General features: G+C 43.0%; 20 protein-coding genes, 1 pseudogene and 1 riboswitch. Of the genes and pseudogenes, 12 read left to right on the top strand and 9 right to left on the bottom strand.

Features of this window, described 5'->3' with window-relative positions:
- The first annotated feature begins 47 nt into the window (after window positions 1-47).
- The 3 genes and pseudogenes from dinB to ACYVRS_RS09310 all read left to right on the top strand — a co-directional run bounded on the left by dinB (window position 48) and on the right by ACYVRS_RS09310 (window position 1848).
- On the top strand, window positions 48-1172 hold the full coding sequence (gene dinB, locus ACYVRS_RS09300) for a DNA polymerase IV (protein ID WP_461203206.1): 1125 nt from the start codon (window positions 48-50) through the stop codon (window positions 1170-1172).
- Between the two features lie 87 nt (window positions 1173-1259).
- Window positions 1260-1718 (top strand): annotated as a pseudogene (locus tag ACYVRS_RS09305) (DNA alkylation repair protein).
- A complete protein-coding gene (locus ACYVRS_RS09310; protein ID WP_461198435.1) occupies window positions 1666-1848 on the top strand; it encodes a DNA alkylation repair protein in 183 nt (60 codons plus the stop codon). The pseudogene ACYVRS_RS09305 and the gene ACYVRS_RS09310 overlap by 53 nt, the downstream one beginning before the upstream one ends.
- Window positions 1849-1935: 87 nt before the next feature.
- Here ACYVRS_RS09310 and nrdG read toward each other — a convergent pair whose 3' ends face one another.
- Window positions 1936-2532: an anaerobic ribonucleoside-triphosphate reductase activating protein gene (gene nrdG, locus ACYVRS_RS09315; protein ID WP_461203207.1), complete on the bottom strand. Its 597-nt coding sequence runs from the start codon at window positions 2530-2532 to the stop codon at window positions 1936-1938.
- 72 nt (window positions 2533-2604) lie between these two features.
- On the bottom strand, window positions 2605-4800 hold the full coding sequence (gene nrdD, locus ACYVRS_RS09320; protein WP_461203208.1) for an anaerobic ribonucleoside-triphosphate reductase: 2196 nt from the start codon (window positions 4798-4800) through the stop codon (window positions 2605-2607).
- Between the two features lie 285 nt (window positions 4801-5085).
- On the opposite strand from nrdD, the gene ACYVRS_RS09325 reads away from it, so the two are divergent.
- The 6 genes from ACYVRS_RS09325 (at window position 5086) to lplA (ending at window position 11753) form a co-directional block, all read left to right on the top strand.
- Window positions 5086-5850 carry an ABC transporter ATP-binding protein gene (locus tag ACYVRS_RS09325; protein ID WP_313539351.1) on the top strand — a complete coding sequence of 255 codons (765 nt, stop codon included), beginning with the start codon at window positions 5086-5088 and terminating at the stop codon, window positions 5848-5850.
- On the top strand, window positions 5840-7885 hold the full coding sequence (locus ACYVRS_RS09330) for an FtsX-like permease family protein (protein ID WP_461203209.1): 2046 nt from the start codon (window positions 5840-5842) through the stop codon (window positions 7883-7885). The genes ACYVRS_RS09325 and ACYVRS_RS09330 overlap by 11 nt, the downstream gene beginning before the upstream one ends.
- Before the next feature lie 101 nt (window positions 7886-7986).
- Window positions 7987-9069 carry a M42 family metallopeptidase gene (locus ACYVRS_RS09335; protein WP_313539357.1) on the top strand — a complete coding sequence of 361 codons (1083 nt, stop codon included), beginning with the start codon at window positions 7987-7989 and terminating at the stop codon, window positions 9067-9069.
- A gap of 9 nt (window positions 9070-9078) precedes the next feature.
- A complete protein-coding gene (locus ACYVRS_RS09340; protein ID WP_312498004.1) occupies window positions 9079-9864 on the top strand; it encodes a DUF975 family protein in 786 nt (261 codons plus the stop codon).
- 127 nt (window positions 9865-9991) lie between these two features.
- Complete coding sequence (locus ACYVRS_RS09345; protein WP_461203210.1) at window positions 9992-10729, top strand: MBL fold metallo-hydrolase; 738 nt, start codon at window positions 9992-9994, stop codon at window positions 10727-10729.
- Window positions 10730-10748: 19 nt separating this feature from the next.
- On the top strand, window positions 10749-11753 hold the full coding sequence (gene lplA, locus ACYVRS_RS09350; protein WP_054116689.1) for a lipoate--protein ligase: 1005 nt from the start codon (window positions 10749-10751) through the stop codon (window positions 11751-11753).
- Between the two features lie 70 nt (window positions 11754-11823).
- Here lplA and proS read toward each other — a convergent pair whose 3' ends face one another.
- Both proS and ACYVRS_RS09360 read right to left on the bottom strand, forming a co-directional pair.
- Entirely contained in the window at window positions 11824-13257 is a 1434-nt protein-coding gene (proS, locus tag ACYVRS_RS09355) for a proline--tRNA ligase (RefSeq protein ID WP_313539363.1), read from the bottom strand.
- Window positions 13258-13571: 314 nt separating this feature from the next.
- Window positions 13572-15407 carry a hypothetical protein gene (locus ACYVRS_RS09360; RefSeq protein WP_461203211.1) on the bottom strand — a complete coding sequence of 612 codons (1836 nt, stop codon included), beginning with the start codon at window positions 15405-15407 and terminating at the stop codon, window positions 13572-13574.
- A gap of 198 nt (window positions 15408-15605) precedes the next feature.
- Between ACYVRS_RS09360 and ACYVRS_RS09365 the strand changes: the two genes are divergently transcribed.
- Window positions 15606-16124 (top strand): S24/S26 family peptidase, encoded by a 519-nt coding sequence (locus ACYVRS_RS09365; protein WP_461203212.1) that lies wholly within the window; start codon window positions 15606-15608, stop codon window positions 16122-16124.
- 16 nt (window positions 16125-16140) lie between these two features.
- Here ACYVRS_RS09365 and ACYVRS_RS09370 read toward each other — a convergent pair whose 3' ends face one another.
- From ACYVRS_RS09370 to ACYVRS_RS09385, 4 genes are read right to left on the bottom strand one after another with little or no spacing between them, the layout of a single operon-like run.
- Window positions 16141-16824 (bottom strand): energy-coupling factor transporter transmembrane component T, encoded by a 684-nt coding sequence (locus ACYVRS_RS09370; RefSeq protein WP_461203213.1) that lies wholly within the window; start codon window positions 16822-16824, stop codon window positions 16141-16143.
- The gene (locus ACYVRS_RS09375; RefSeq protein ID WP_461203214.1) at window positions 16748-18163 is read right to left on the bottom strand and encodes an ABC transporter ATP-binding protein; all 1416 of its coding nucleotides are present in this window, start codon (window positions 18161-18163) and stop codon (window positions 16748-16750) included. The genes ACYVRS_RS09370 and ACYVRS_RS09375 overlap by 77 nt, the downstream gene beginning before the upstream one ends.
- A complete protein-coding gene (locus ACYVRS_RS09380) occupies window positions 18160-18765 on the bottom strand; it encodes an ECF transporter S component (RefSeq protein ID WP_054116695.1) in 606 nt (201 codons plus the stop codon). The genes ACYVRS_RS09375 and ACYVRS_RS09380 overlap by 4 nt, the downstream gene beginning before the upstream one ends.
- The gene (locus ACYVRS_RS09385; RefSeq protein ID WP_461203215.1) at window positions 18758-19366 is read right to left on the bottom strand and encodes a YkoF family thiamine/hydroxymethylpyrimidine-binding protein; all 609 of its coding nucleotides are present in this window, start codon (window positions 19364-19366) and stop codon (window positions 18758-18760) included. Before ACYVRS_RS09385 ends, ACYVRS_RS09380 begins: the two co-directional genes overlap by 8 nt.
- A gap of 90 nt (window positions 19367-19456) precedes the next feature.
- A riboswitch (TPP riboswitch) is annotated at window positions 19457-19556 on the bottom strand.
- 296 nt (window positions 19557-19852) lie between these two features.
- Between ACYVRS_RS09385 and ACYVRS_RS09390 the strand changes: the two genes are divergently transcribed.
- Window positions 19853-21415, top strand: coding sequence for a metal ABC transporter solute-binding protein, Zn/Mn family (locus tag ACYVRS_RS09390; RefSeq protein ID WP_461203216.1), 1563 nt, complete (start codon window positions 19853-19855; stop codon window positions 21413-21415).
- A gap of 65 nt (window positions 21416-21480) precedes the next feature.
- Window positions 21481-22488 carry a plasmid pRiA4b ORF-3 family protein gene (locus ACYVRS_RS09395; protein WP_461198454.1) on the top strand — a complete coding sequence of 336 codons (1008 nt, stop codon included), beginning with the start codon at window positions 21481-21483 and terminating at the stop codon, window positions 22486-22488.
- 39 nt (window positions 22489-22527) lie between these two features.
- On the opposite strand, the gene ACYVRS_RS09400 is transcribed toward ACYVRS_RS09395, so the two are convergent.
- A complete protein-coding gene (locus ACYVRS_RS09400; RefSeq protein ID WP_461203217.1) occupies window positions 22528-23652 on the bottom strand; it encodes an NAD(P)/FAD-dependent oxidoreductase in 1125 nt (374 codons plus the stop codon).
- Window positions 23653-23736: the final 84 nt, after the last annotated feature.

Raw genomic sequence — 23736 nt, forward strand, 5'->3', positions numbered from 1 at the left:
AAAGGGAACTTTTGTTCGTTTATAATAGAAGTGATGAGGTGATACATATGTCTGAATTACAATTTCCTTTACATCATGACACGACCCGCAAAATCATTCATATTGATATGGATGCCTTTTTTGCATCTGTGGAAGAACGAGATGATCCAGAGTTGGCGAAACACCCTTTAGTGATTGCCCGCCACCCAAGTGATACTGGGGGACGAGGTGTGGTGACGACCGCCAATTATTTGGCGCGTCAATATGGTATTCATTCAGCAATGAGTGCGCAAAAAGCATTTGAATTGTGTCCGCAGGCAATTTTTAAACCTGGCAATCATCAAAAATATCGAGAAGTTTCTCATCAGATCAGAGCAATCTTTCATCGCTATACCGATGTCATCGAACCGGTATCTATCGATGAAGCATATCTTGATGTCACACGTAATAAAATCGATTGTCCTTCTGCAATCAAAATTGCCCGCATGATTCAACGGGATATTTGGCAAGAAACCCATTTGTCGTGTTCAGCAGGCGTTAGCTACAACAAATTTTTGGCCAAATTGTCTTCAGATTATCATAAACCAAGAGGGATGACTGTCGTGTTGCCGGAAGATGCAGTTGCTTTCTTAAAACAGCTGCCGATCGAAAAATTTCATGGTATCGGGAAAAAAACGGTTCCGAGGATGCATGAGATGGGGATCTATACGGGTGCGGAACTGTATGAAATGAGTGAAATGGCATTGATTCGCGCATTTGGAAAAATGGGGTATTCTTTGTATCGTAAAGTGCGGGGGATCCATGATTCTCCTGTCAGCGTCACGAGAGAACGTAAATCTGTCGGCAAAGAACATACCTACGGCAATCCCTTGACCACAGAAGAACAAGTGGTGAGTCAGTTGCGTTCGATTGCAGAAGAAGTAGCTGAAGCCCTCAAACGGACGCAAAAACATGGCAAAACAGTCGTCTTGAAAGTCCGCTACACAGATTATTCGACCATTACGAAGCGGGTGACATTGCCGGTCTATGTGCACAAAAAAGAACAACTTTTTTCAGAAGCTAGTTTGATCTGGGAGGAAGTATTGGGTTTAGAACAGGGGATTCGTTTGTTGGGGATCACTGTGACCAATCTAGATCCTTTGACTTACGAAAATATCGTCTTGCCCCTTTGGCAGATCGCAGAAGAAGAATAAAAGAGAGGAAAATCGACAAATGAACGAAGTATATCAAACCTTGATCACTTTGCAAGATGACACAAGAAGCCAAAGATGGCGGCCTACATGCGGCATCAATTCACCTTTTTGGGTGTTACTGCCCCGATTCGCCGCCAAGCGGCTAAGACGGCATTCAGACAGGCCAAAGCCGCAGGTGTGATTGATTGGTTGTTTGTCGATGTGTGGTGGCAAAGCCAATAACGCGAGCATCATTATTTGGCAATCGATTATTTGGTGGCGATGACTGCGTATCTAAAAAAAGAAGACTTGTCCAAGATTGAAGCCATGCTATTGCAACACCCTTGGTGGGATAGTATTGATGCTTTTAGTGAAGTGATCTCAAAGATGGTCATTCAAGAACCTGTGTTGAAACAGGAGATGTTGCGTTGGAGTACCTCAGAGAGCTTATGGTTGCGACGTTCTGCGATCATTCATCAACTCCTCTTTGAAAAAGCAGACGGACACAGAACTGTTGCGGATCATTCTCCTGAACAATTTTGGGACCAAAGAATTTTTTATCAATAAAGCGATCGGATGGAGTTTAAGAGAATATGCGAAAACAGATCCGGCATGGGTGCGGCACTTTATAGCTACGTATCGCGATCAAATGTCGTCCCTTAGTATCCGAGAAGCCAGCAAGTATTTAAATCGATGAGGCTAAAAAATCGCGCATGAAGGAAACGAAAAAAACCATAATAAACGCTTAGGTCATGGCGTTTACTATGGTTTTTTTGGTATAAGCTCAAATCTGTTTCTTTATTTGCTCATAACTTTCCTCAGCATCTTTGCATTTGGCCCAAATAACAGCTTCGCCTTGTGCTTTTGAGGCAGCCACATCTATGATTCTTTGATTGCTGCTGCCGCGAAATTGCAAATTCAAATTACGTTTGCTCAGTTCAAAACGACCGTCCACCAGAATATCGATTTTACTAAGCAGTTCTAATTTGTCTTCTGTATCCTCAAGCAATTCTTCATATGTGTAGCCGGACCAGCTCCAGATATCTTTGCTGCGTCCAAATTCTTTTCGGACACGATCCACGACTTGCAAGCAGACAGGTGTATTTAAGAAAGGCTCACCGCCGAGCAAGGTCAATCCTTGAACATAATCTGGCCGCAGATCATCAATGATTTGTTGTTCTAGTTCAGGCGTGAAGGGCACACCGTAGTTGAAATTTTGGACAGCTTTGTTGAAACAGCCTTCACAAGCAAAAAGACATCCGCTGACATATAAGCTGTTTCTGATACCTTCACCATCCACAAAATTATAGGCTTTATAGTCCGCGATCCTATTTTGGCTGTAATCTTGTGCTTGCCATTCTTTGGGTTTTGGGTTTCTCATTTATCAAACTTCTTTCTATTCTTTGGAAGAAAGGAAGAAAAACAAGATTGTTTTTCTTCCTCATAGGCACGTTTATTCTTGCAAGTGTTTGACACGAGCAGAAATTTCTTTGTGACGACCATTGACCATTGGACGTGCTTGGGGATTGCCTAAGTAACCGCATGTCCGTTTGACGACGTCACAGCTTTTGGGATCATGGTTGCCGCATTGGGGGCATTCAAATCCACGTTCAGTCGGATTGAAATCTCCTTCATACCCGCACGCATAACAATGATCGATCGGTGTGTTGGTTCCAAGATAAGCGACACGGTCATAGGCAAAATCCCATACGGCTTCTAAGGCTTTCGGATTTTGCTGCAAGACAGGATATTCACAATAATGGATGAAACCACCGGAACAATATTGCGGATAGTCTTTTTCGAAATCTAGTTTTTCAAAAGGTGTTGGATTTTTGCGGACATCATAGTGAAAACTATTTGTATAATATTCTTTGTCCGTGATATTGTCGATCTCACCAAATTTTTCGGTATCTAGGCGACAGAAGCGGTCAGTCAAGCTTTCGCTAGGTGTTGAATAGACGCTGAAATGATAGCCGTATTCATCCCCCCAAGCATCTGCATGAGATTTCAACTCTTTAACGATGGCTAGGGTAAAGGCTTTTGCTTCAGAATCGTGTTCCCATTCGCCGCCATAAAAGGCAGCTGCGGCTTCATACAACCCAATATAGCCTAGGGAAACAGTCGCCCGTTTGTTTTTGAAAAGTTGATCCACGTTGTCTTTGCGGTCTAAGCGTTCACCGAAAGCACCATACATGTATAAAATAGGCGCATTGGCTGGACTGGCTTCTTTGCATCGTTCCACGCGATAAACCAGTGCATCTTTGACGATCTGCAAACGATCAGCTAAAATCGACCAGAATTTGTCTTGGTCACCATTGGCTTCTAAGGCGATGCGGGGGATATTCAAGGTCACGACACCTAGATTCATCCGACCAACATTGATTTCTTCTCCTTGTTCATTCTTCCAACCTTGCAAGAATGAGCGGCAGCCCATAGGTACTTTGAAACTGCCTGTCAATTCGACCAGTTTGTCATAGTTTAAAATATCCGGATACATCCGTTTGGTGGCACATTCTAATGCCAATTCTTTGATATCATAGTTTGGATCTGTCGCGTCAAGATTGACCCCGCGACGCACGCTGAAAATCAATTTAGGAAAAATCGCTGTTCTCTTTTCACTGCCTAGTCCGTTGATCCGGATCTGCAAGATCGCCCGTTGGATCTCCCGTTCAAACCATGACGTTCCTAGACCAAACCCTAGTGAAGTGAAAGGGGTTTGTCCGTTTGACGTGAATAAGGTGTTGATCTCATATTCTAAACTTTGCATCGCATCAAAAATGTCCTTGCGGGTTTTGCTTTTCGCATAGGCTTCCCGACGCTCTGGGGCTTCGATCCATTCTTCTGCATCCCGAAGATGTTTTTGGTAATTCAATTCTGCAAAAGGCGCCAATAGTTCATCGGTACGGTCAGCAGAGCAGCCGCCATATTGGCTAGAAGCAACATTGGCGATGATTTGTGAGATTTGAGCAGTTGCTGTTTGGATCGATTTCGGTGATTCAACTTCAGCATTGCCGATCTTGAAACCATTGTTCAACATCCCTTTAAAGTCGATCAAGCAGCAATTCGTCATCGGTGTGTAAGGATGATAATCTAGATCGTGATAATGGATATCGCCTTTTTGGTGGGCGTTGGCCACATGGGGCGGCAACATCTTCAAGCCGATGGACTTGCCAACGATCCCTGCAGTCAAGTCCCGTTGTGTATTGAAGACATTGCTGTCTTTATTGGCATTCTCATTGACAACGGATTGGTCTTTATTCATCAATTTGTTGATCGTGAAGTTGATGTCTGTTGCCTTGCTGCGTTCAAAATCACGACGAGTCCGATAATTGATGTACTCTTCTGCTAAGGCATAGGCATTTTTTGCCAGCAAGATATGTTCAACGATATTTTGAACTTCGTATATTTTGACGTTCGTTTGGAAACGAGCAGCGATTTCATGATCAATGCTTTCTACGATCTCCATGATATGCTCATGGTCAATGGGGGTCAATTCCCCTTGTGCATTTCTTTGGGCTTTGACCAAAGCATCATAGATCTTTTGATCGTCAAAATCGACCAGCCGACCATCACGTTTGACTATTTTTAAATTTGCTAAATGGGGTTGTCTTGTCAATCCTTGTTCAGGATTTCTTTTAATCTCCATCATTGGAACCACTCCTATCTTCATCAATATGATAAAACAAAATAGTCGAATGAGCAACTATATATAGTGGGATTATCGGCGTTGATTCTTGGATATACACAATATGTAGTGCATATTCATTTGGCGAAAATGCTTTAAAGATGATAACAACAATGTTTGGATTGTTTCATGTTTCACACAATGAATAAAAAAAAGTAAAAAAATATTTTTGGCTTCTTTTGCGTAAACTGTTTTCATGAGAAAAGTATGCTACCATAGAGTGGAATGTATGAAAAAGGAGGGTTCTTTATGAGAAACATGATTGATGTCAAACATTTGACCAAAACATATGGTACCCGGTTCAATCAAACGAAAGTGTTGGATAATCTGTCTTTTGTCGTGGATAAAGGGGAGTTTGTCGGAATCATGGGGCCGAGTGGTGCGGGGAAAACGACATTGATGAATTTATTGTCCTCCATTTTGCGTCCGAGTCTTGGGTCCATCTATATCAATGGGAAAGATATCACCCGCATGTCTGAAAACCGCTTGAGCGATTTTAGAAGAAAAGAAATTGGCTTTATTTTTCAAGATTTTAACTTATTGGATACATTGAACGCCAAAGACAATATTTTGCTGCCATTGGCCATTGATCGGTTGCCGATCGCAGAAACCGATCAACGCATTTCTCGAATTGCCTCACTGCTGGGCATTGAACATCTCTTAGATCGTTATCCGGAAGAATTGTCTGTGGGTCAAAAGCAGCGTATCGCCGCGGCACGCGCGATCGTGAGTCAACCGGCGGTCTTGTTTGCCGATGAACCTACGGGGGCATTGGACTCGAAAGCAGCCACTGAATTGCTGCGTTATTTGGACCAAATCAACCAACAGGAAAAGACCACGATCTTGATGGTCACCCATGATCCCTTCACTGCGAGTTATTGTAATCGGATTTTGTTCATCAGAGATGGCGTATTTTTTGCAGAAGTGACAAAGAAAGGGTCACGGCAAGATTTTTTTGAAAAGATCATCGACATGCAGGCAACGATCGGAGGGGGACCTCGACATGTTGTTTAAAATCGGTTGGCGCAGTTTTTTAAGGCAAAGTCGTAATTATGGTGTTTATTTCATCTGTATGATGACTGCTGTGATGATTTTTTATTCTTTTAGCGCCATGATGAATGATCGCTTACTGACGCAGCGGGTACAGCAAGATATTCGCATCGAGGGCGTATTGGGTTTTGGCAGTAGTATTGTGGCCTTTGTGGTGTTGTTTTTTATGCTGAGTGCCAATCATTTCTTTCTGAGTCAAAGACAAAAGGAAATCAATATTTATCAGTTGCTCGGGTTGCGGCGAGGGCGGCTGGCCTGGTTGCTGCTGCGGGAAAATTTTTTGCTGAATTTTTTCTCATTGGTCATTGGTATTTTTATGGGAATCATTTTTTCAAAATTTTTCTCGATGATTTTGATTCGGGCGATGGGATTGACATTGACCAGTCATTTCTTTAATTCTTCCCGCTCGATCGTCACAACGATTGTTGTTTTCTTCGCTGCGCTGCTGATCTTGAGCTTGCAAGTGCTGCTGTTTGTGTGGCGCACACCAATGAGTGAAACCTTAAAAACGGATTATTCCTTGCCCATCAAAAAAATGAAGATGACCCCTTTTCGCATCTTGATGGGGATCTTAGGGTTGATTCTGCTGGGTGTTGGTTATTATTTGTCTTTATTTTTGAAGGAGACATGGCAATCTTATATTACCTATACACAAGATTTTTCGGCGATTATTTGGGTGCCATTATTGATTTTGTTTTGTTGTATCACAGCTACTTATATCTTTTTTGATTGTACGCTGCCGGCTTTATTGCATTGGCTGAGTCAGCCCCAAAAACGCAATATTAAAGGCGCCAAATTGATTGCTTACAACAATGTGCGGGCGTATTTGCAACGGACATGGAAGAGTTTTGCTTTTTTGACTGTGCTCACAGCCATTGCGATCTCGTTGATTGGCGGCACGATGGGGATGATCTCTTTGAATTATCAAGCGACCAGCCGTTTGTATCCAGTCTCATATCAAGTGGCCGAATCGCAAGCCCAACAGTTGCGGGATACGTTGAAAGACAACCAAGTCACATTGGCGGCTGATCAAACGGTCACTTTTAAGATGACCAATATGGCTGTCTATACGAGATACTTAGGAGAGACCACTGACAATAATCAGGAAGAAGTGATGGTCAATCTGCTGTCTCTTAGCCAATACAATCAATTGCGAAAACTGTTGAAAGAATCGCCAGAAGTTAAGATCAATGGGCAAGAGGCTGCTTTGTTTGACAGTGAATATGATATAACTCAGGCCTTTAGGTCGTATCGGGATCAGGTGTTGGTGGCTGGCACAGCAAACTTCACATTGGTACAGACGGAGCTTGATTACTTAGGTGATGACTCCTTGCGTTATGCCTTGGCGAATGTGCTGGTCGTGAGTGATGCTGCCTTTGAACAACTCGACGGGTATCAGTATGCGGTGACGTATCTTCAAGTTCAAGGGAGGTTGTCAGAAGCCGCACATCAGACAATCAGTGATGCTGGTAAAATAGAATGGGTTGAACCGATCACCTATCGATTGGTCAAGAAGAAGAATGGCGCTCAGGCGGTATTTACCACTGCAGAAAAGGAGCATACAGACCAAGTGACCGTCTATCGTTTAAATCGTGCTGATCGGTTTACAACGATGCGCAGCGTGCGACGGCAAGGCGGTATCATTCTATTTGTCTCTTTATTTGTTGGCGTGATCGTCTTGATCACCACTTCTAGCAGCTTGATCGTCCGTCAATTCTCGAACACTGAAAGAGAAAAACGCAATTATCAACTGCTGACCAAATTAGGCTACAGTCGGCAGGAGATTCGAAAGTTGATTTATTGGCAAAATATTTGGGTTTTTATGCCTGGTACTTTGTTGGCGATCCTTCATGCGGTATTTGCGATCAATACATTAACGCAAATTATTGATAGTCGAGGGTATTGGGTCGCCTACTTATTTGCTGGCGCAGCGGCTGTGGTCTATTTACTGGCCTATTTGATCACTGTCAAGCTGAGTTTGCGGATCATTGAAAGATGAAAAAGAGCGGAATTTTCCGCTCTTTTTTGTTTTATGTACACGTCTTACACAAGACAATGGTATAATCATAGAGAACGTAACAAAGGAGGAAAAGCATAAACATGGAGAAAAAAGAAGAGCAGCTTTTGATCGATTTAACCAGTGCCCGAGGCGTGCCTGGTAATGAAGAGGAGGTACGGGAAGTCTTTAAGGCGTATGCCAAAGACTTTGCTGAAGATATCTTTTTTGATGGGTTAGGCAGTGTCATTGCCAAACACGTTGGGGACGGCGGCGGACCTAAAGTTTTTATTTCGGGCCATATGGACGAAGTTGGATTTATGGTGACCAAAATCAGCGAAAAGGGGTTTATTGAGTTCCAAACGCTAGGCGGCTGGTGGGGTCAGGTAATGTTGGCCCAACAAGTGGAAATCAAAACCCAAGCTGGTCAGTTGATCCATGGTGTGATTGGCTCGAAACCACCTCATGTATTGAGTCCGGAAACGCGGAATAAACCATATGATGTCAAAGACATGTTTATTGATATTGGTGCCAGCAGCGACAAAGAAGCCAAGGCATGGGGCGTCCGTCCGGGAGATATGATCACGCCATATATTGAATACAAGCGAATGAATGATAGTAAATTCTTATTGGCGAAAGCTTGGGATAATCGGATCGGGACAGCAGTTTCGTTGCGGGTATTGGAAACATTGGCTGCCGAAGGCCATCCCAATTGCCTTTTTGCCGGTAGTGATGTCATGGAAGAAGTCGGTTTGCGTGGGGCACGTACCAGTACCCATTTGGTCAATCCAGATATTGCGATCGCGTTGGATACAGGTACAGCTGGTGATACCCCTGGTATGACATCGAAAGAGGCCGATTCTGTTTTAGGTAAAGGACCGCAAGTCTTGATTTTTGATGCCTCCATGATCCCCCACAAAAAACTATTGAATTTTGTGATTTCTGTAGCGGAGGAAATGGAGATTCCTTTCCAATATACAGTGATCACAGGTGGTGGGACAGATGCAGGTCAAATGCATTTGACCCGAGATGGTGTCCCTTCGATCGCAATCACGGTACCTGTGCGTTATTTGCATTCTCATACATCGATCATTCATGAAGATGATTATTTGAATACAGTTAAATTAGTCACTGAAGTGGTGCGCCGATTGGATGATAAAACCGTCAAAGCACTGCGCAGTTATTAAGGGGCACCTATGAGAGAAAACGATGTGATTCGTCAAACTGCTAAAAATGCCTTGCGGGGTTTTTGGGGGACGATGGTTTTAAGTATTTTAGCGAGTATCGCGATCCAATCTGTTCTTAACAGTATTATTGGAACACTTGGTCTTCGCGGGAGTGACAGCAGCAATCAAACGTTGATTGATTTTATACTAGAAAATGTTGTCTTTTTTGCGCTTACGATAGGATTAAGCATCATGGCGCTGCTTTTGGTTCGCGGTGTCGGTGTCAATGTGTCAAATATCTTTTTGGTTTTTGACAAGCGACTTTATCCAGCTTATTTCGGGTTAAATCTCTTGAATGTATTTGTGAACTATCTGCTGGGATTATTGATTTTCTTGCCGCAATTTGTGATGACCGGCTTCAATCAATATCTGGAATTGGTCCTGTCTTTCAATCATGGTTTTTCAACAGACCGTTCATTACTCAACCAATCGATTGCTTTTATGATCAGTTTAGTCATTTCAGTGCTGTTGTTCTTGTTCTTTTCGCAAGTCATCAGTGGAATATTTCAAATTGCGATCTATCTCCGGTATGATTACCCTGATTTGCGCCTGATGCAGTCTTTGAAACAGGCTTGGCGGATGCTCAGACCTGTATTGTGGCAATATATTTGGCTGCAGCTTTCATTGATTGGCTGGTTTATATTGGGTCTGCTGGCTTTAGTGATCGGTATTCTATGGGCAAATGCCTATGCCTATGGCGTGAACGCTGCCTTTTATGAAGCGTTGAAAGAAGATCAAGCCATGACGATTGCCTAAGCAAAGGACAACGCCTATCGATTTGCCGATAGGCGTTGTTTTCTTTCTTTGTTGAAATAACCAGTTTGTGATAGCATAGTGTCATGAAGCGTCAAGAAACACAAAGAGTCATGAAGGAGGAAGCAACATGAAATTGACTGTACTTGGCTGTTTAGGTGCCTATCCGTACAAAGGGGAAGGGACGACCGGTTATTTATTGGAAGCTGATGGCTTTCATCTGTTAGTAGATGCAGGCAGCACAACATTGGTCCAATTGGAGAAAATTCTAGATCCGCTTTCTTTAGATGCGGTCATCTTGAGCCATTACCACCATGATCATATTGCTGATTTGGGGGTCTTGCAGTATTACTGGCAACTCTATCCTCAATCCGATCAACGGCCAGTGTTGCCGATTTATGGGCACGGTGAAGATGCGGTTCATTTTGCCGACCTAACATTGCCTGGCGTGACGAAAGGCTATGATTATCTTCAGTCAGAGCAATTAGATCTAGGGCCTTTTTCGATCACATTTATGAAAACGATCCATCCAGTCATCTGTTATGCGATGCGTATCGCTGAGAAAGAAACCGGCAAAGTATTGGTTTTTACTGGAGATTCTGGTTATTTAGCCTCTTTTGTTGATTTTGCACAAGAAGCGGATCTGTTTTTGGCAGATACCTATCTCTTTGCTGGCAATGAACGGCACAAGGCCCATTTCACATCGACAGAGGCTGGGGAAATCGCCCATGCGGCTCAGGTCAAAAAGCTGGTATTGACCCACTTGCCGCAACATGGCAACCTTGAGCAATTGAAAGAAGAAGCAGCTTTAGCAGCAGACGGCATTCCAGTAGAATTGGCGGCTGTTCAAAAAAGTTTCGATATTTAAATAGAGAGGAAGTTTGACTATGCTTTTTGTACCAAATGATTTGCATGATCCCCGGATCAACTTAGCGATAGAGATATTTTTGCTGCAAGAAAAGAAGATCGATGAACCTATTTTGTTATTCTACATCAACGAACCATCGATCATTATTGGCCGTAACCAGAACACGATTGAAGAAATCAATCAAGACTACGTTGATGCACACCATATCCATGTCGTACGCCGATTTAGTGGAGGCGGGGCGGTATACCATGATTACGGCAATCTAAATTTCAGCTTTATCATGCCAGATGACGGCAACTCATTTAGAGATTTCGAAAAATTGACCAAACCGATCGTTCAAGCGCTACATGAGATGGGCGTAGAAGGCGCCCAATTAAAAGGACGCAATGATTTGGTGATCAATGACCAGAAGTTTTCCGGGAATGCGATGTATGCGACAAATGGTCGTATGTTTGCCCATGGAACAATCATGTTCGATAGTGACATCAATGAAGTTGTCAATGCACTGAAAGTGCGCAAAGATAAAATCGAATCGAAGGGGATCAAATCGATCCGATCTCGTGTCACGAATATCAAACCATTTCTGCCAGCTGAGAAGCAGGAAATGACGACAGAAGACTTTCGAGATGAGATTTTGTTGAAGATTTTTGGTGTATCATCCATTAGCGATGTCGATACGATCACTTTGACAGATCAAGACTGGGTCAAAATCAATGAGATATCTGACCAATATTACCGCAATTGGGATTGGAATTATGGGAAATCACCTGCGTTCGATATTGAACGTCGCCATCGTTTTCCGATTGGTTCTATCGAGATCCGGTTGAATGTGCAAGAAGGACGGATTTCCGATGCGAAGATTTTTGGTGATTTCTTCGGTTTAGGGGATATTCAGGATGTGGAACATATTTTGGTGGGTACCCGTTATGCCAAAGATGATCTGCAAGCGAAAATTGACACCATCGATGTCAAAAAATACTTTGGAAATATCACGCCAGAGGATTTATTGGGCTTGATTTATTAAGACAGATGCACTACAAAAAAACAGCAGCGGCTCATCCATGATGAAGATGAGCCGCTGCTGTTTTTTTTTATTAATAAGCGCGAGCAATCCAAACTGTATGTTTTGCTGGTTTGCCGCTGACGATATCGACAGTTTTTTCAACTGGGGCATCAAAAGGCATATTCCGGGTAGTGAACCCTGTTTCTTCTTTGATTTTTGCCTCAGTTTCTTCTGAGCCATCCCAGCCGATCAAGACAAATCCAGTGACTTTGTCTTCTTTTTGGCACGTTTCGATATGGACTTTCAGGGCATCTAACGTATCGATGTCCAAATATTCATTTTCACGGTTGCGGGCGTTGGCAGCAGCCAATAGACGTGGTGTCATTGCTTCTAGTGCTTCGTCGACAAAAGCAGACAGGTCAGTGAGTGCGACAGCTTGCTTGTCAGCTAAATCACGGATTTTCACCATAACTTGTCCATTTTCAAGATCCCTTGGTCCGCATTCGATACGCAGACAAGCGCCTTTTAATTCCCATTCGTTGAATTTGAATCCCGGCGAATTATCAGAGTCATCTAACCGGACACGCAGGCCTTTGGCTTTGAAGGAAGTCTGCAACTCGGTTAATTTGTCTAAAATAGCTGGATTTTTCTTCCATGGACCTACAGGCATCAAGACTACTTGCGTTGGTGCGATCGTTGGTGGGAAGACTAGACCATTTTCATCACCGTGAGTCATGATCAATGCCCCGAGCAGACGTGTAGAGACCCCCCACGAGGTAGTATGGGCATGAACGTGTTTGTTTTCTTTTGATAAATAAGTGATATCGAAAGCTTCCGCAAATTTTGTCCCCATGTAATGACTCGTCCCTGCTTGGACTGCTTTTCCATCTTTCATCATGGCTTCGATAGAGTAGGTATCGACAGCACCTGCAAATCGTTCGGAAGGGGTTTTTTGACCTTTATATACAGGGATCGCCAAAAATTCCTCGCATAAGCGGGCATATTCGTCTAATACCCGCATCGTCCGTTTGCGGGCATCTTCTTCCCCCTCGTGGGCAGTGTGTCCTTCTTGCCATAAAAACTCAGAGGTTCTCAAGAATGGCAAAGTTTTCTTTTCCCAACGGAAGACATTGGCCCATTGGTTGATTTCATAAGGCAGGTCGCGATAAGAGTTGATCCAATCTGAAAAGGCTGAACCAATCATGGTTTCAGAAGTTGGACGCAGAGCAAGCGGTTCTTCTAATTTTTCATTGCCAACCTCAGTGACCCAAGGCAATTCAGGGGCGAAACCTTCGATGTGATCTGCTTCTTTCATAAAGAAGCTTTGTGGGATCAGCATTGGGAAGTAGGCATTGCGAATGCCTTCAGCTTTCAAGAAACGGTTGAATTCTTCTTGGATATGTTCCCATAATTCAAAGCCATCCGGGCGAAAAATGATCGAGCCTTTCACAGGAGAATAGGCCATCAGTTCAGCTTTTTGGATCGTTTGGATATACCATTCTGTAAAGTCATTTTTTTGTGTCATTCATATTCCTCCTTAAAAATAAAAAAAGCATCCCGTCCTATAAAAGGACGAAATGCTTGGATTTCGCGGTACCACCTTTGTTGACTATTGCTAGTCCAACTCGCTAAAGGATAAGGCCTTTCCACCGACCGTTTTGCGGTCATTCACATCGGTAGGTTCGTTTTATCAGCGGGTGTCGAAATTTCAGCTTGCTTCGACTCTCTGTAACCATCATAAATCTACTTGTCCCATGTGTGTCTATCTAATCTATATGCTATATGCTTCAATCGGAAAATGCAAGCTTTTTTTGCGACAGAGGCACCCGTCAATAAGACCTAATCTATCAATCCTTTTGCGTAGCGGCTGATTATGAGCGTCACTTTGCGGGTATCATGGTGATCGTCTATGGTACATTCCCCTTGATAGGTGCGAAGAATCCGCTTGAGCCCTAGCATATCACGGTGGTTTTGCTTATGCCGCAAGTCTGCTGATTTGTCATGCAATGGCTGCGTTTCAAGCACTGCGAAGGAACAAGCAAGAATGAGTTGCTGCTCTTTTTCCTCCGTACGCAATGCAACTTGGCGTTGTTTAGGATCCTTGTGTTGATATGCCTGTCTAAATGCATAATCCAACAAGTGGACAAATAATGGCAACAGATCCTCTTCCTGGAAGGCAGCAAACAGACTGGTGTCGATCTGGTGTTCAAAGGCAACACTTTTTTTGGCGGCTTTGCGCGCATAAGTAGTCAAAAGCATCGTCAGTAGAGAAGGTGTGTCGTCTATCTGTTCCAGCTTATGGGTATCGATTTGGTGCTCAATCTCGGATATGCCTTCGAAAGCCGCGGTCATTTGCTGTTCTTCAAGCTTTTCTTTTATCACTTGCGTTTGGTGTGAAATAGCATCGATCGTCTGATGCCATTTCGCGGTTTTGTGAGGAAAAAGGCGCTGCTGCTCTTCGTATAAACGCATTTTCATGGTGGTGGTGTCATTTTCCTTTGTTTTTTCTTCATATGAGAAGAAATAAGCCAATAAGTGATAACAAGTGAAAATCACGACCAACATCATAAAGAGCAAAGATGACCAATTGACAGCAGATTGTCGAAGATGCAAGACATCAAGAATATAAATAAAGCAATGGCCGATGGCTGCCACGACTACCCATGGCGCACATAAAACGTAAAAATGGTTCTTTTTGACCGCTTCATAAATGGCAGCAAAAGCCGTGATGAAAGTGCTTGCAATGTTCAGCAACAGGATATAATTCAGCATGTTTGGCATTTGTTGAGGGGCGTAAAGTCCCCATGACATCACCGTAAGACCAAACAAGTAATGGAACAAGATCCATTTGCCATAGTATTTACGGGCATAAATCATTTTGGCATAATAAAAACCAATCAAACACATGGGTGTCACGATCGTTAATAGGTTCAAGATCAGTGAGTTGAAAGAAGAACGAAACAGCAGTCCACCCAACATATCACTAAATCCCGCTTCTAAACCAGCAAAAAGTGAAAACAAACTGAGCAGCAAAGCAGATACACGTATTTTTCTATGGCGTATATAATGCCATCCGATACTCAACAGAGTAAATATACAAATCAGCCCTGTGAGTAAAAGAATAAAGATATTTGGGATCGAGTGTTTGAAGACATAAGCAATCAAGGCGTTGGCTGTGCCGACATACACATCAGCTGGAAATCCAGCAAAACTGTCAAAGGGACTGGATACATAGATACGCAAGGTTTTCCCTTGATAATCTTGAGGTAATGTCACGAAAGACAGTGTTTTTCCTGGGTAACTGGTCATCACGTTGTCAGGGCTATAATCGTTTGAAAACAATAATTCGTCGTCCAGATAAGCGGTGATTTTCTGGTGATCCCCAATCAGCAATAGCGTTGGAAAGGAATGATCGGTGGTCATTTCTCGTTCCATAATGAAGGTTTCATTGGTTTTTATGTTTGGTAAGGAATTCACATAATTGCTGCTAAATACTGTCTCAGGTTGATTCTCAGGAAAATAGAGCCACGCTTCTTTTTTGTTCATGGAGGCTAAATCATCGGTAGGGAACATCGCTTGAGAGATCAAAATCAACACCAAACTGAGGGAAGTAATCAACACGAGCAAAAACGGTAAAATTATTTTAATATTTATATCGTTATTTAATTTCTTCATGATTAAAACTCCTTTTATATCTTCTTTTTTAGAATAATATAAAAAATAAGTTAAAGTCAATTTTACTTATATATTTAGAAAATTAAAATAACACATTTATTTAATTTTATCTATAATTTATTTATTTTTTGATGTTGTGTAAAATAATTATATGTTATAAAATGAAGTTAATCAGTAACCAAATAGAGGAGTGATACGTTGAAAAAATTTTCAAGGCAAAGTATTTTGTTCTCATTTGTTTTTTTACTGTTCATGTTCTGTTCATTATTGATGATCGTGGTGCCGAAAGTATTTGGTTTCACAATGGCTGTCGTTACCACAGATGCAATGATGCCAACGTATGCAGAAGGAACGGTGTTGTTCGTCAAAAAGGCGACTGAAGACAATTTGGTTGTTGGAAACGAAGTGACCTATTACATCAATCAAGGAAAAGAGATGCAAACCCGCCGGATCGTGGCGATAGAAGACGATCAATCGATGATTTACACGATTGGTGACAATCAACAGCAATTGGAGCAAAAGGCTATCCACAAAAGCCAATTGATTGGCCAGCCTATTTTTCATCTTCCGCATCTGGGACGCTTGATCAATCAACGGACGATGTTTTTTATTCATTGCTTATATGGTGTTTTCGCCTTGTATGTGTTAACAACGACGATTTTTGTGACATTGTATCAAGTCAAAACTGGATCATTAAAAAGGACCATTTCATATTGAAATGGTCCTTTTCACCTTACGATAAATAAAATGTACCAATCAAACTGCCGGTCAAACAACAAAGGATAAATAGCCAATCTCGGCGGGTGATCGTGAAGGTTTTTGCATAACTTCTGCTGGCAGCAGGATCAAAACCTCTTGATGTCATCGCATCGGCCAATAACTCTGACCAGCGGACTGACTTGACGAGCAGTGGGATCAAGAAGGTCATTGAGAAGGGACCGACAGTCATGCCGCGGGACCGCAAACTTTGCTTGATATGTTTGTATTCGGTGGGCAAGATGGGGGCAATTTGAAAAGCTGCCATTAAGCCATAGGCAAAGACAGGTGGCAAAGCTATTTGTTGTTGTAATGAATAAATCAAGTCATCAATTTTGGTAGAGGCAGTAAAGGCCGTCCCTAATATCCCGAAGCAATAGACGCGCGCTGCCATGTCTATGCCATACTGAATCGCTTGCGTCTGACTACCTTGCGTTGTTTGATTCTGGTAAAAAATCAGACCGGTAAAAAATACACCCAATGCGGACAGAGATAAGAGGCTGAACAACAAGCAAGTTTTTTTGATCGTCAATTCTTTGAGCGTCAGCAATAAGAAAACAATCGTGACCAACAGAGTCAATCTGCTATTTGTTTGAAAAGAAATGACCAATGCGAGTGCTAAAATCACGAATAACTTGACGCTTGGGTTGAGTGTTTTCATAGGCATCCTCCGTTAGATAAAGATTGAAATCAATGATCTGGCTGCAAAATGCCTGCAATAGTTCCGTATCATGGCTGACGATGAGGACCAGCGTGCCAGATTTGGCTTTATCTGCCAGCATTTGCATGATCTGCCAGGCTTGTTCAAGGTCTTGGCCATATGTCGGCTCATCCACGAGCAGGATGGGGACAGGGCGAAACAAAAAGCTGGCAACTGCCAATCTCCGCTGTTGCCCTTGGCTCAATAGAAAAGGGGAGGTGTGGCTTTTTTCATCTAAGTGCAGCTGGGCCAAGCAGGACTCAATTGAAATGTCTTGATTGCCAACCCGCAATTCGTCTGCAACTGTGGTGGCGATGAACTGATCTTGGGGATTTTGCATGATCCAACTCATTTGGGTGAACGCTTGTTTGACTGTGGCAATGTTTTTTTGATTGACCCGAACGACGCCCTGATAAGGATGGTCATGCAACAAGACGTTCAAGAAAGTTGATTTGCCGATCCCGCTCTTACCAGTGATGCCGATTAGGCCACCGGCTGGCAAGTGAAATGTTGGCAGATGGATTGAGTGAGATCCCGCTGAAAAGCGAAGATCTTCTAAAACTAGTGCTTCTTTTGATGCGGGTTCCTCTATAGAAGGAACCGGCAATCTGTTGGTAATCACACTTTCCAACGCCAAAATGGCTTCTTGATCGAGTGAAAGGAATTGCGCCTCGATCATCAACCACTGTTCAACCCAATCTGTAACATATGAAACTTGATGATCAATCAGTAGGATACCGATATTGTGCGTGCTTTGCAACTGACGTAATTTTTGGACCAATTGCTTGCGCGTCTGATGATCAAGGTTGGCAAAAGGTTCATCTAACAATAAGTACCGACTTTCCATGACTAGACAGCAAGCCAAAGCAACCAACTGTTTTTGGCCACCGGATAACGTGCGCAATGGCTGGTCGGCAAGGGCCTCGATCTCACAAAAAGAAAGGGCATCCTCCACACGTTGCGGCATATCTTTTGGCGCAATCCCGCGATTTTCTAAACAGAAAAGCAATTCTTCTCTGGCGGTATGCATACAAAACTGAGTATCAGGATTTTGAAACATCAGACTAATCAGTGTGGCGCGTGCACGAACGGATAAATCATCGATAGAATGGGCATCAATGGTATAGCTTCCTGACAAGAAGACCTCTTGGCTCAATCCTGCAAGAATACGAAAGAGGGTGCTTTTTCCTGACCCGGAAGGGCCATAGATGGCTTTGGTTTCTCCCGGATGTAATTCGAAAGAAGCTGTGATTGTCTGGTGATCGCAAGCAAATTGACAATCTGTTAATTGTAAGCTCATCGAGACGTCTTTCCAGCGACCTGTAAGGTCGGATCTGCAGCAATTGGATAACTGTTCAATACACCCATACGTGTCAAATGGTCACAGACGATCTTGATCAAAAATGCCGAGAAAAATAAGGCAGAACATAAGCGAATCACAAATATCGTCAGTAGGAGCTGCCATTTTAGATCAACGAAATTTGACCGGATAATGCCCCATATGAAACTAGTGATCGTTGCACCGATCGCACCTGTGATCAACGGGAACCAGCCGTAGCGCCGATAGCCCCCCAACGCAAATCCTGCTTCAGTACCAATTCCTTGGACAAACCCACTGATAAAAATGATTGGGCCATAAAAGTTGCCCATAAAGACTTCCAGCAAAGCAGCGATCATTTCTGTGATCGTCGCGGCACCAGGTTTCCGCAAGACATAGCCTGCAAAAGCTGCGGCCATGAACCAAACACCAAAAATGAATTCATTGGCCAGAACTGATAGGCCAAAAGGGGTCAGAAGTGTCCCTAATAGCAGGCCGAAATGAACGGCGCCCAGATAGATGACCCCAAAAATCAATGAAGCGATCCCCACCATGATCACATCTTTTAAAGCCCATTTAAACATGTGCCGCCACCTCCTTAGAGGGGCTATTGACAGAGATCGTTGCCTCTAAGACATAATGGGAAAGGTGCGCATGGGCATACGCCAATGCAGCTTCAAAATAGGTGAATAATTGGCTGGCAGTGCCCGATAAGAGTGTTACATAGTGCGCCGAGCGAGGCTTCAATCCATGATCAGCTGCCAAAGCAACGATGGCGGCGATTTCTTCCATATAATTGTTTTCACCAAACGCATAGAAGGAGTATTTGCAATCAACGAGAAAATCGCCTTTCGCTATGTTATTGGCATCATTTGGTTTTGCTTGTTGGCCATTCAAGTAACTATCGCCAGCATGATCCCCTGGGCATCCTTTCGAAAATGTAAATTCACCAACAAGATGTGTGTGTGGCTCATAGGCGTTGATCATCAATGCTGCTGCCGCATCTACCACACTTGCCGGTTCTCCTCGGTACAATGTGCTGAAGAGATCCGTTTGCTTCCACACTGCACTGGTATCAGTTTCTTTGATACTCGTTAAAATTTGGGTGGCGAACTGGTCTTTCATTGGATATACACTTACCCGACACCCTGTAATATCGATCATTCCTGTTTGACATGCTTCCATTTTAAACTCTCCTTTCTGATCATTCTGCCCGCAAAAAAAGCGTTCCCCCTTTAACTATCCACATGCAGACAGAAAAATGGGAACGCAAAAAGTTGTGCGTCGCCACTTCCCTACGTTGGTACTAACCAAATCAGGTTCAAAGGGACCAGACCAAAGTCTATCTCAGCATAAAGCGCCCCTAGTGGATAAATATTCAATTGAATGACCACAGTGTAGCACATCAACTGAGAAAGAACAACTATAGAGACGAAGGCGGCAACAGATACAATGAGATCTTTTTGATGACTGAAGCGATTTTATATGAAGAATCTATCATATAAAAAAACATGAAAAATGATATTGACAGGTTGAAATTAGTTGTGTAAAGTAGTGAATTGAGAGTAAAACGTAATCTTTACGTTTTGTTTTCGTAAACCGTAATTGATTTCATAGTATTTATTTCGTCAGTAAGAAAGAAGGAAAATGAAAAAGGAGTGTTTCAAAAAAATGAAGAAGTTTTTTAAAATAACGTTATTATCGATAACAGCGCTTGGGTTGGCAGCCTGCGGTCAAGGAGGGACTGATAGCACGAATCAATCGGAAGCTGTTTCTGCTGAAGCTGTCAGTGATCCTATTCAAGTCGTTGCGACTTTTTATCCAATGTATGACTTTACCCAGCAAATCGTTGGCGACGAAGGGGAAGTGACATTGCTGATGCCTGCTGGCACAGATTCCCATGACTATGAACCTTCTGCAAAAGATATGGCCACGATCCAAGATGCCGATGTCTTTGTGTATAACAATGAAAATATGGAAATGTGGGTACCCTCGATTGAAACCACACTCGATGAAGGAAATGTGACAGTTGTCAAAGCGACAGAAGGCATGATTTTGTTGCCTGGCGATGACGATCACGACCATGACCACGACCACGACCACGATCATGACCACGGGGATGATGGTCATTCTCATGAATTAGACCCCCATGTCTGGTTGGCGCCGAGTATAGCAATCAAACAAGTTGAAGCAATCCGTGATCAATTAAGTGCAGCCTATCCAGAAAAAGCAACTGCTTTTGATACAAATGCAACAGCCTACCTAGAGGAACTGGAAGCATTGCATGCATCATATCTAGAAGCCTTCAGCAATCCATCACAAAGTCACTTTGTCACACAGCATGCGGCTTTCGGTTACTTGGCACTAGAATATGGATTGACACAAGTGCCGATTTCTGGACTTTCTCCAAGTGAAGAGCCTTCTGCTTCACGAATTACTGAATTGAAAGACTTTGTGACTGAAACTGGGATCGAAACGATTTATTTTGAGGAAAATGCCAAAGATAGTATCGCCCGGACGTTGGCATCAGAAGCCGGTGTTGAACTGGCGGTGCTGAATCCGTTAGAAGGCTTGACCCAAGAACAAATGGACAATGGTGAAAACTATATTTCTATTATGGAACAAAACCGTGATGCTTTAAGAAAAACCACAGATGTAGCCAATGACAAAGAAATTGCGGAAACGGAAAAAGAAAAAACCGTCTACAATGGCTACTTTGACGATCATGCAGTAGAAGATCGTCCCTTATCTGATTGGGCTGGCGATTGGCAATCCGTATATCCTTTCTTAGCAGATGGGACATTGGATCAAGTCTTTGATTACAAAGCCAAACAAACACAAAAGATGACTGCGGAAGAATACAAAGCCTACTATACAACTGGTTATCAAACAGATGTTGCTTCAATCAACATCACCGATCAAACCATGCGCTTTGTGTTTGACGACGGAACTGAAAAAGAAGCAACGTATACCTATGCAGGCAAAGAAATATTGACTTATGAAGCGGGAAATCGCGGCGTACGCTATTTATTTGAGACCGATGATGAAGATGCCGCATTTAAATATATTCAATTCAGTGATCATGCAATCGCATCTGAAGTAGCGCACCATTTCCATATTTATTTTGGCAATGAGAGTCAAGAAGCCTTGCTGAAAGAGATGGACCATTGGCCAACTTATTATCCATCTGAGATGACTGGTTTGGAGATTGCTCAGGAAATGCTGGCCCATTAAAAAAAAGATTGACATTTACCGCTCTTTTCGTCAAAGTAAAGCTGATAGGAAGGAGCGGTTTTGATTTGGAAAAAACATTAAAGCGATTAGCGAAAGTCATCGACCGAATGATGGATCATGTAGACTTGTATGGTGGACCAACCATTGTCAGTGATGATGATCTAGAACATTATTTGGATCCAGTCTTTTATCTGATCTTTTGTGCAGAACTTGTTGGTGGGCTTAGTCAATTAAAAGATAAAGCATTTGTGACTGAACTCTACACTGAGTTGATCCCGCAAGAAGTGCCGTATAGTTTGCGTTATCTACCCTATGCCAAAAGTGCGATAGAAGATTTTTATTACTGTTTATATAAAGAAAAACACTTGACCAAAAGCCAATACTTAGAAATCATCTTTATTTTCGCAGAAAAACAACCAACTTTTTTTTCACGAATGTCAAAACCGCAATTTTGGTCGGAAGATAAGAAAGTGGCCATGATGCGCATGATCAGAGATGTGGAACCGGAAGAGCATGATCTTTTGCCCGTCGATGATCCTCGGATCGCAGCTGCTTCTCAAAAAGTGGTGCCTTTTCCAATAACAAATACCGTCTTTGATGAGACTGATGATCAACCAGCGGCCTATCAGATTCGAATCGATCTAGAAGGATATCGTCCGCCAATCTGGCGTCGCTTGGTCATTCCTGCAGGGATCAGCTATGAGCAGCTCCATCTCTTGATCCAGATCGCTTTTGAGTGGATGAACAACCATGTCTATCTCTTTTTTGCTGGACAAAAGTCATTTGGTGTTGGTATTTCTTCTTCCAGTGAAAAGGCAACGATCGATCAAGATTTTCAAGAATGCACATCGTTGACCTATATTTACGATATGGGGGCGGATTGGACGCATAAAATCAAGATCGAAAAAAGACTGACAAAAGAAGAAGTCAACGTACCTTATTATCCTGTCTGTATCAAAGCAGTGGGGGATGTACCGGTGGAAGACATGTTTGATGATGTGAGAGAACCATTAGATAGAGATATGTTGAATGAACAACTTGCTGAATACTGGGATACAGGTGAATTTTTCTAAAAAAAAAACTGGCTGCGGCCAGTTTTTTTGTGCTATTTTTTAGGTCAAATCCACGGAGTGGGTGATATAGTCTGTCATAGGTTTGCTGTATTGCGAAAAATGCATGACATGGTGCATATGGCTATTTAAAGATTGTGCAATCAAATAGCCGATGAAAGGGCCAGTGGTCAACCCCGATGAGCCCAATCCGCTTGCCGCAAATAAGGTGCCGTGACCAGAAACATCACCAAAAAAAGGCGCAAAATCTGATGTATAAGCCCGAGTGCCTACGCGATAGGATAGGGGCATAGAAAAGAGGCTGTTCGGGTCTTGCAGAAAATCGCTGATACCAGCTGTTAGCTGTAGTTTTGCCTCCTCTGTCGGTGTCAAGTCCCATTTTGCGTTGTTTTCATGGGTTGCGCCCAGCAAAATAGTCCCATCGGCAAAGGGAATCAAATCACCTTCACCTGCCAACATGGCTACCGGCCAGTCATCCGTGTGAAATGGTGTAGCAAAGGACAAGAGTTGTCCTTTTTGCGGTCGGACGTCTACTTGATAACCCAAAGGAGCCAATAGCTGCGCGATACCTGGGCCAGCGGTGACACAAAGGATGTCTGAGAAGATGCTTTGTTCATTCACTTTTATCTGCCATCCATCAGATTGTTGCTGGATCACTGCAGATCCTTCAATAAATTTGACGTTCTTTTTCTGGGCGATCTTTTTCAAATGCAAAAGATAGGCGCGACCGTCTAAGCGCCCCCCGCCACTGATTGATAACGACGGTTGTGGCTTTAACAAAGGCAATGCTTGCTTGGTTTCTAGACGAGTGAGCAGTCTGATCGTCCCAATTTCCGGTGCAGTTTCTTTGCGGGTCTCTGCTAGTTCAGCCAAGTTTAGCAGTTCTCCTTCTGGTCGCAAGATGAGGGTGCCAGAAGGCGCGTAGATCGTTTGATCCAACGCAAAATCCTGTACCAATTTTCCAAAAAAGGCAGCTCCATCTTGGGCCAAACGATACCATTTTTTGTTGCGTCTTTTTGACAACCAGGGTGAGATGATCCCTGCACTGGCACTGGTTGCTTGTCCTGTTAATTGGTCGATCACGGTCACTTCATATTGGGTGTGATCGAGATAAACAGCGAGGGTCATACCGATGATACCGCCGCCGATGATCGTGATTTTTTTCAATCTGTTCACTCCTTATATCAGAATGGTTCTTGGCATGAAGGTCTCAGAAGTTAAACTTCTTCTCATAGCCATTTCCTTTGCGTA

It is taken from the genome of Enterococcus salsurae (genome assembly GCF_054784955.1).

What these genes read in the sequence shown, in the direction of transcription:
- dinB (WP_461203206.1), top strand. Translation starts at nt 48, where the DNA reads ATGTCTGAATTACAATTTCCTTTACATCATGACACGACCCGCAAAATC.
- nrdG (WP_461203207.1), bottom strand. Translation starts at nt 2,532, where the DNA reads ATGAGAAACCCAAAACCCAAAGAATGGCAAGCACAAGATTACAGCCAA.
- nrdD (WP_461203208.1), bottom strand. Translation starts at nt 4,800, where the DNA reads ATGATGGAGATTAAAAGAAATCCTGAACAAGGATTGACAAGACAACCC.
- ACYVRS_RS09325 (WP_313539351.1), top strand. Translation starts at nt 5,086, where the DNA reads ATGAGAAACATGATTGATGTCAAACATTTGACCAAAACATATGGTACC.
- ACYVRS_RS09330 (WP_461203209.1), top strand. Translation starts at nt 5,840, where the DNA reads ATGTTGTTTAAAATCGGTTGGCGCAGTTTTTTAAGGCAAAGTCGTAAT.
- ACYVRS_RS09335 (WP_313539357.1), top strand. Translation starts at nt 7,987, where the DNA reads ATGGAGAAAAAAGAAGAGCAGCTTTTGATCGATTTAACCAGTGCCCGA.
- ACYVRS_RS09340 (WP_312498004.1), top strand. Translation starts at nt 9,079, where the DNA reads ATGAGAGAAAACGATGTGATTCGTCAAACTGCTAAAAATGCCTTGCGG.
- ACYVRS_RS09345 (WP_461203210.1), top strand. Translation starts at nt 9,992, where the DNA reads ATGAAATTGACTGTACTTGGCTGTTTAGGTGCCTATCCGTACAAAGGG.
- lplA (WP_054116689.1), top strand. Translation starts at nt 10,749, where the DNA reads ATGCTTTTTGTACCAAATGATTTGCATGATCCCCGGATCAACTTAGCG.
- proS (WP_313539363.1), bottom strand. Translation starts at nt 13,257, where the DNA reads ATGACACAAAAAAATGACTTTACAGAATGGTATATCCAAACGATCCAA.
- ACYVRS_RS09360 (WP_461203211.1), bottom strand. Translation starts at nt 15,407, where the DNA reads ATGAAGAAATTAAATAACGATATAAATATTAAAATAATTTTACCGTTT.
- ACYVRS_RS09370 (WP_461203213.1), bottom strand. Translation starts at nt 16,824, where the DNA reads ATGAAAACACTCAACCCAAGCGTCAAGTTATTCGTGATTTTAGCACTC.
- ACYVRS_RS09375 (WP_461203214.1), bottom strand. Translation starts at nt 18,163, where the DNA reads ATGAGCTTACAATTAACAGATTGTCAATTTGCTTGCGATCACCAGACA.
- ACYVRS_RS09380 (WP_054116695.1), bottom strand. Translation starts at nt 18,765, where the DNA reads ATGTTTAAATGGGCTTTAAAAGATGTGATCATGGTGGGGATCGCTTCA.
- ACYVRS_RS09385 (WP_461203215.1), bottom strand. Translation starts at nt 19,366, where the DNA reads ATGGAAGCATGTCAAACAGGAATGATCGATATTACAGGGTGTCGGGTA.
- ACYVRS_RS09390 (WP_461203216.1), top strand. Translation starts at nt 19,853, where the DNA reads ATGAAGAAGTTTTTTAAAATAACGTTATTATCGATAACAGCGCTTGGG.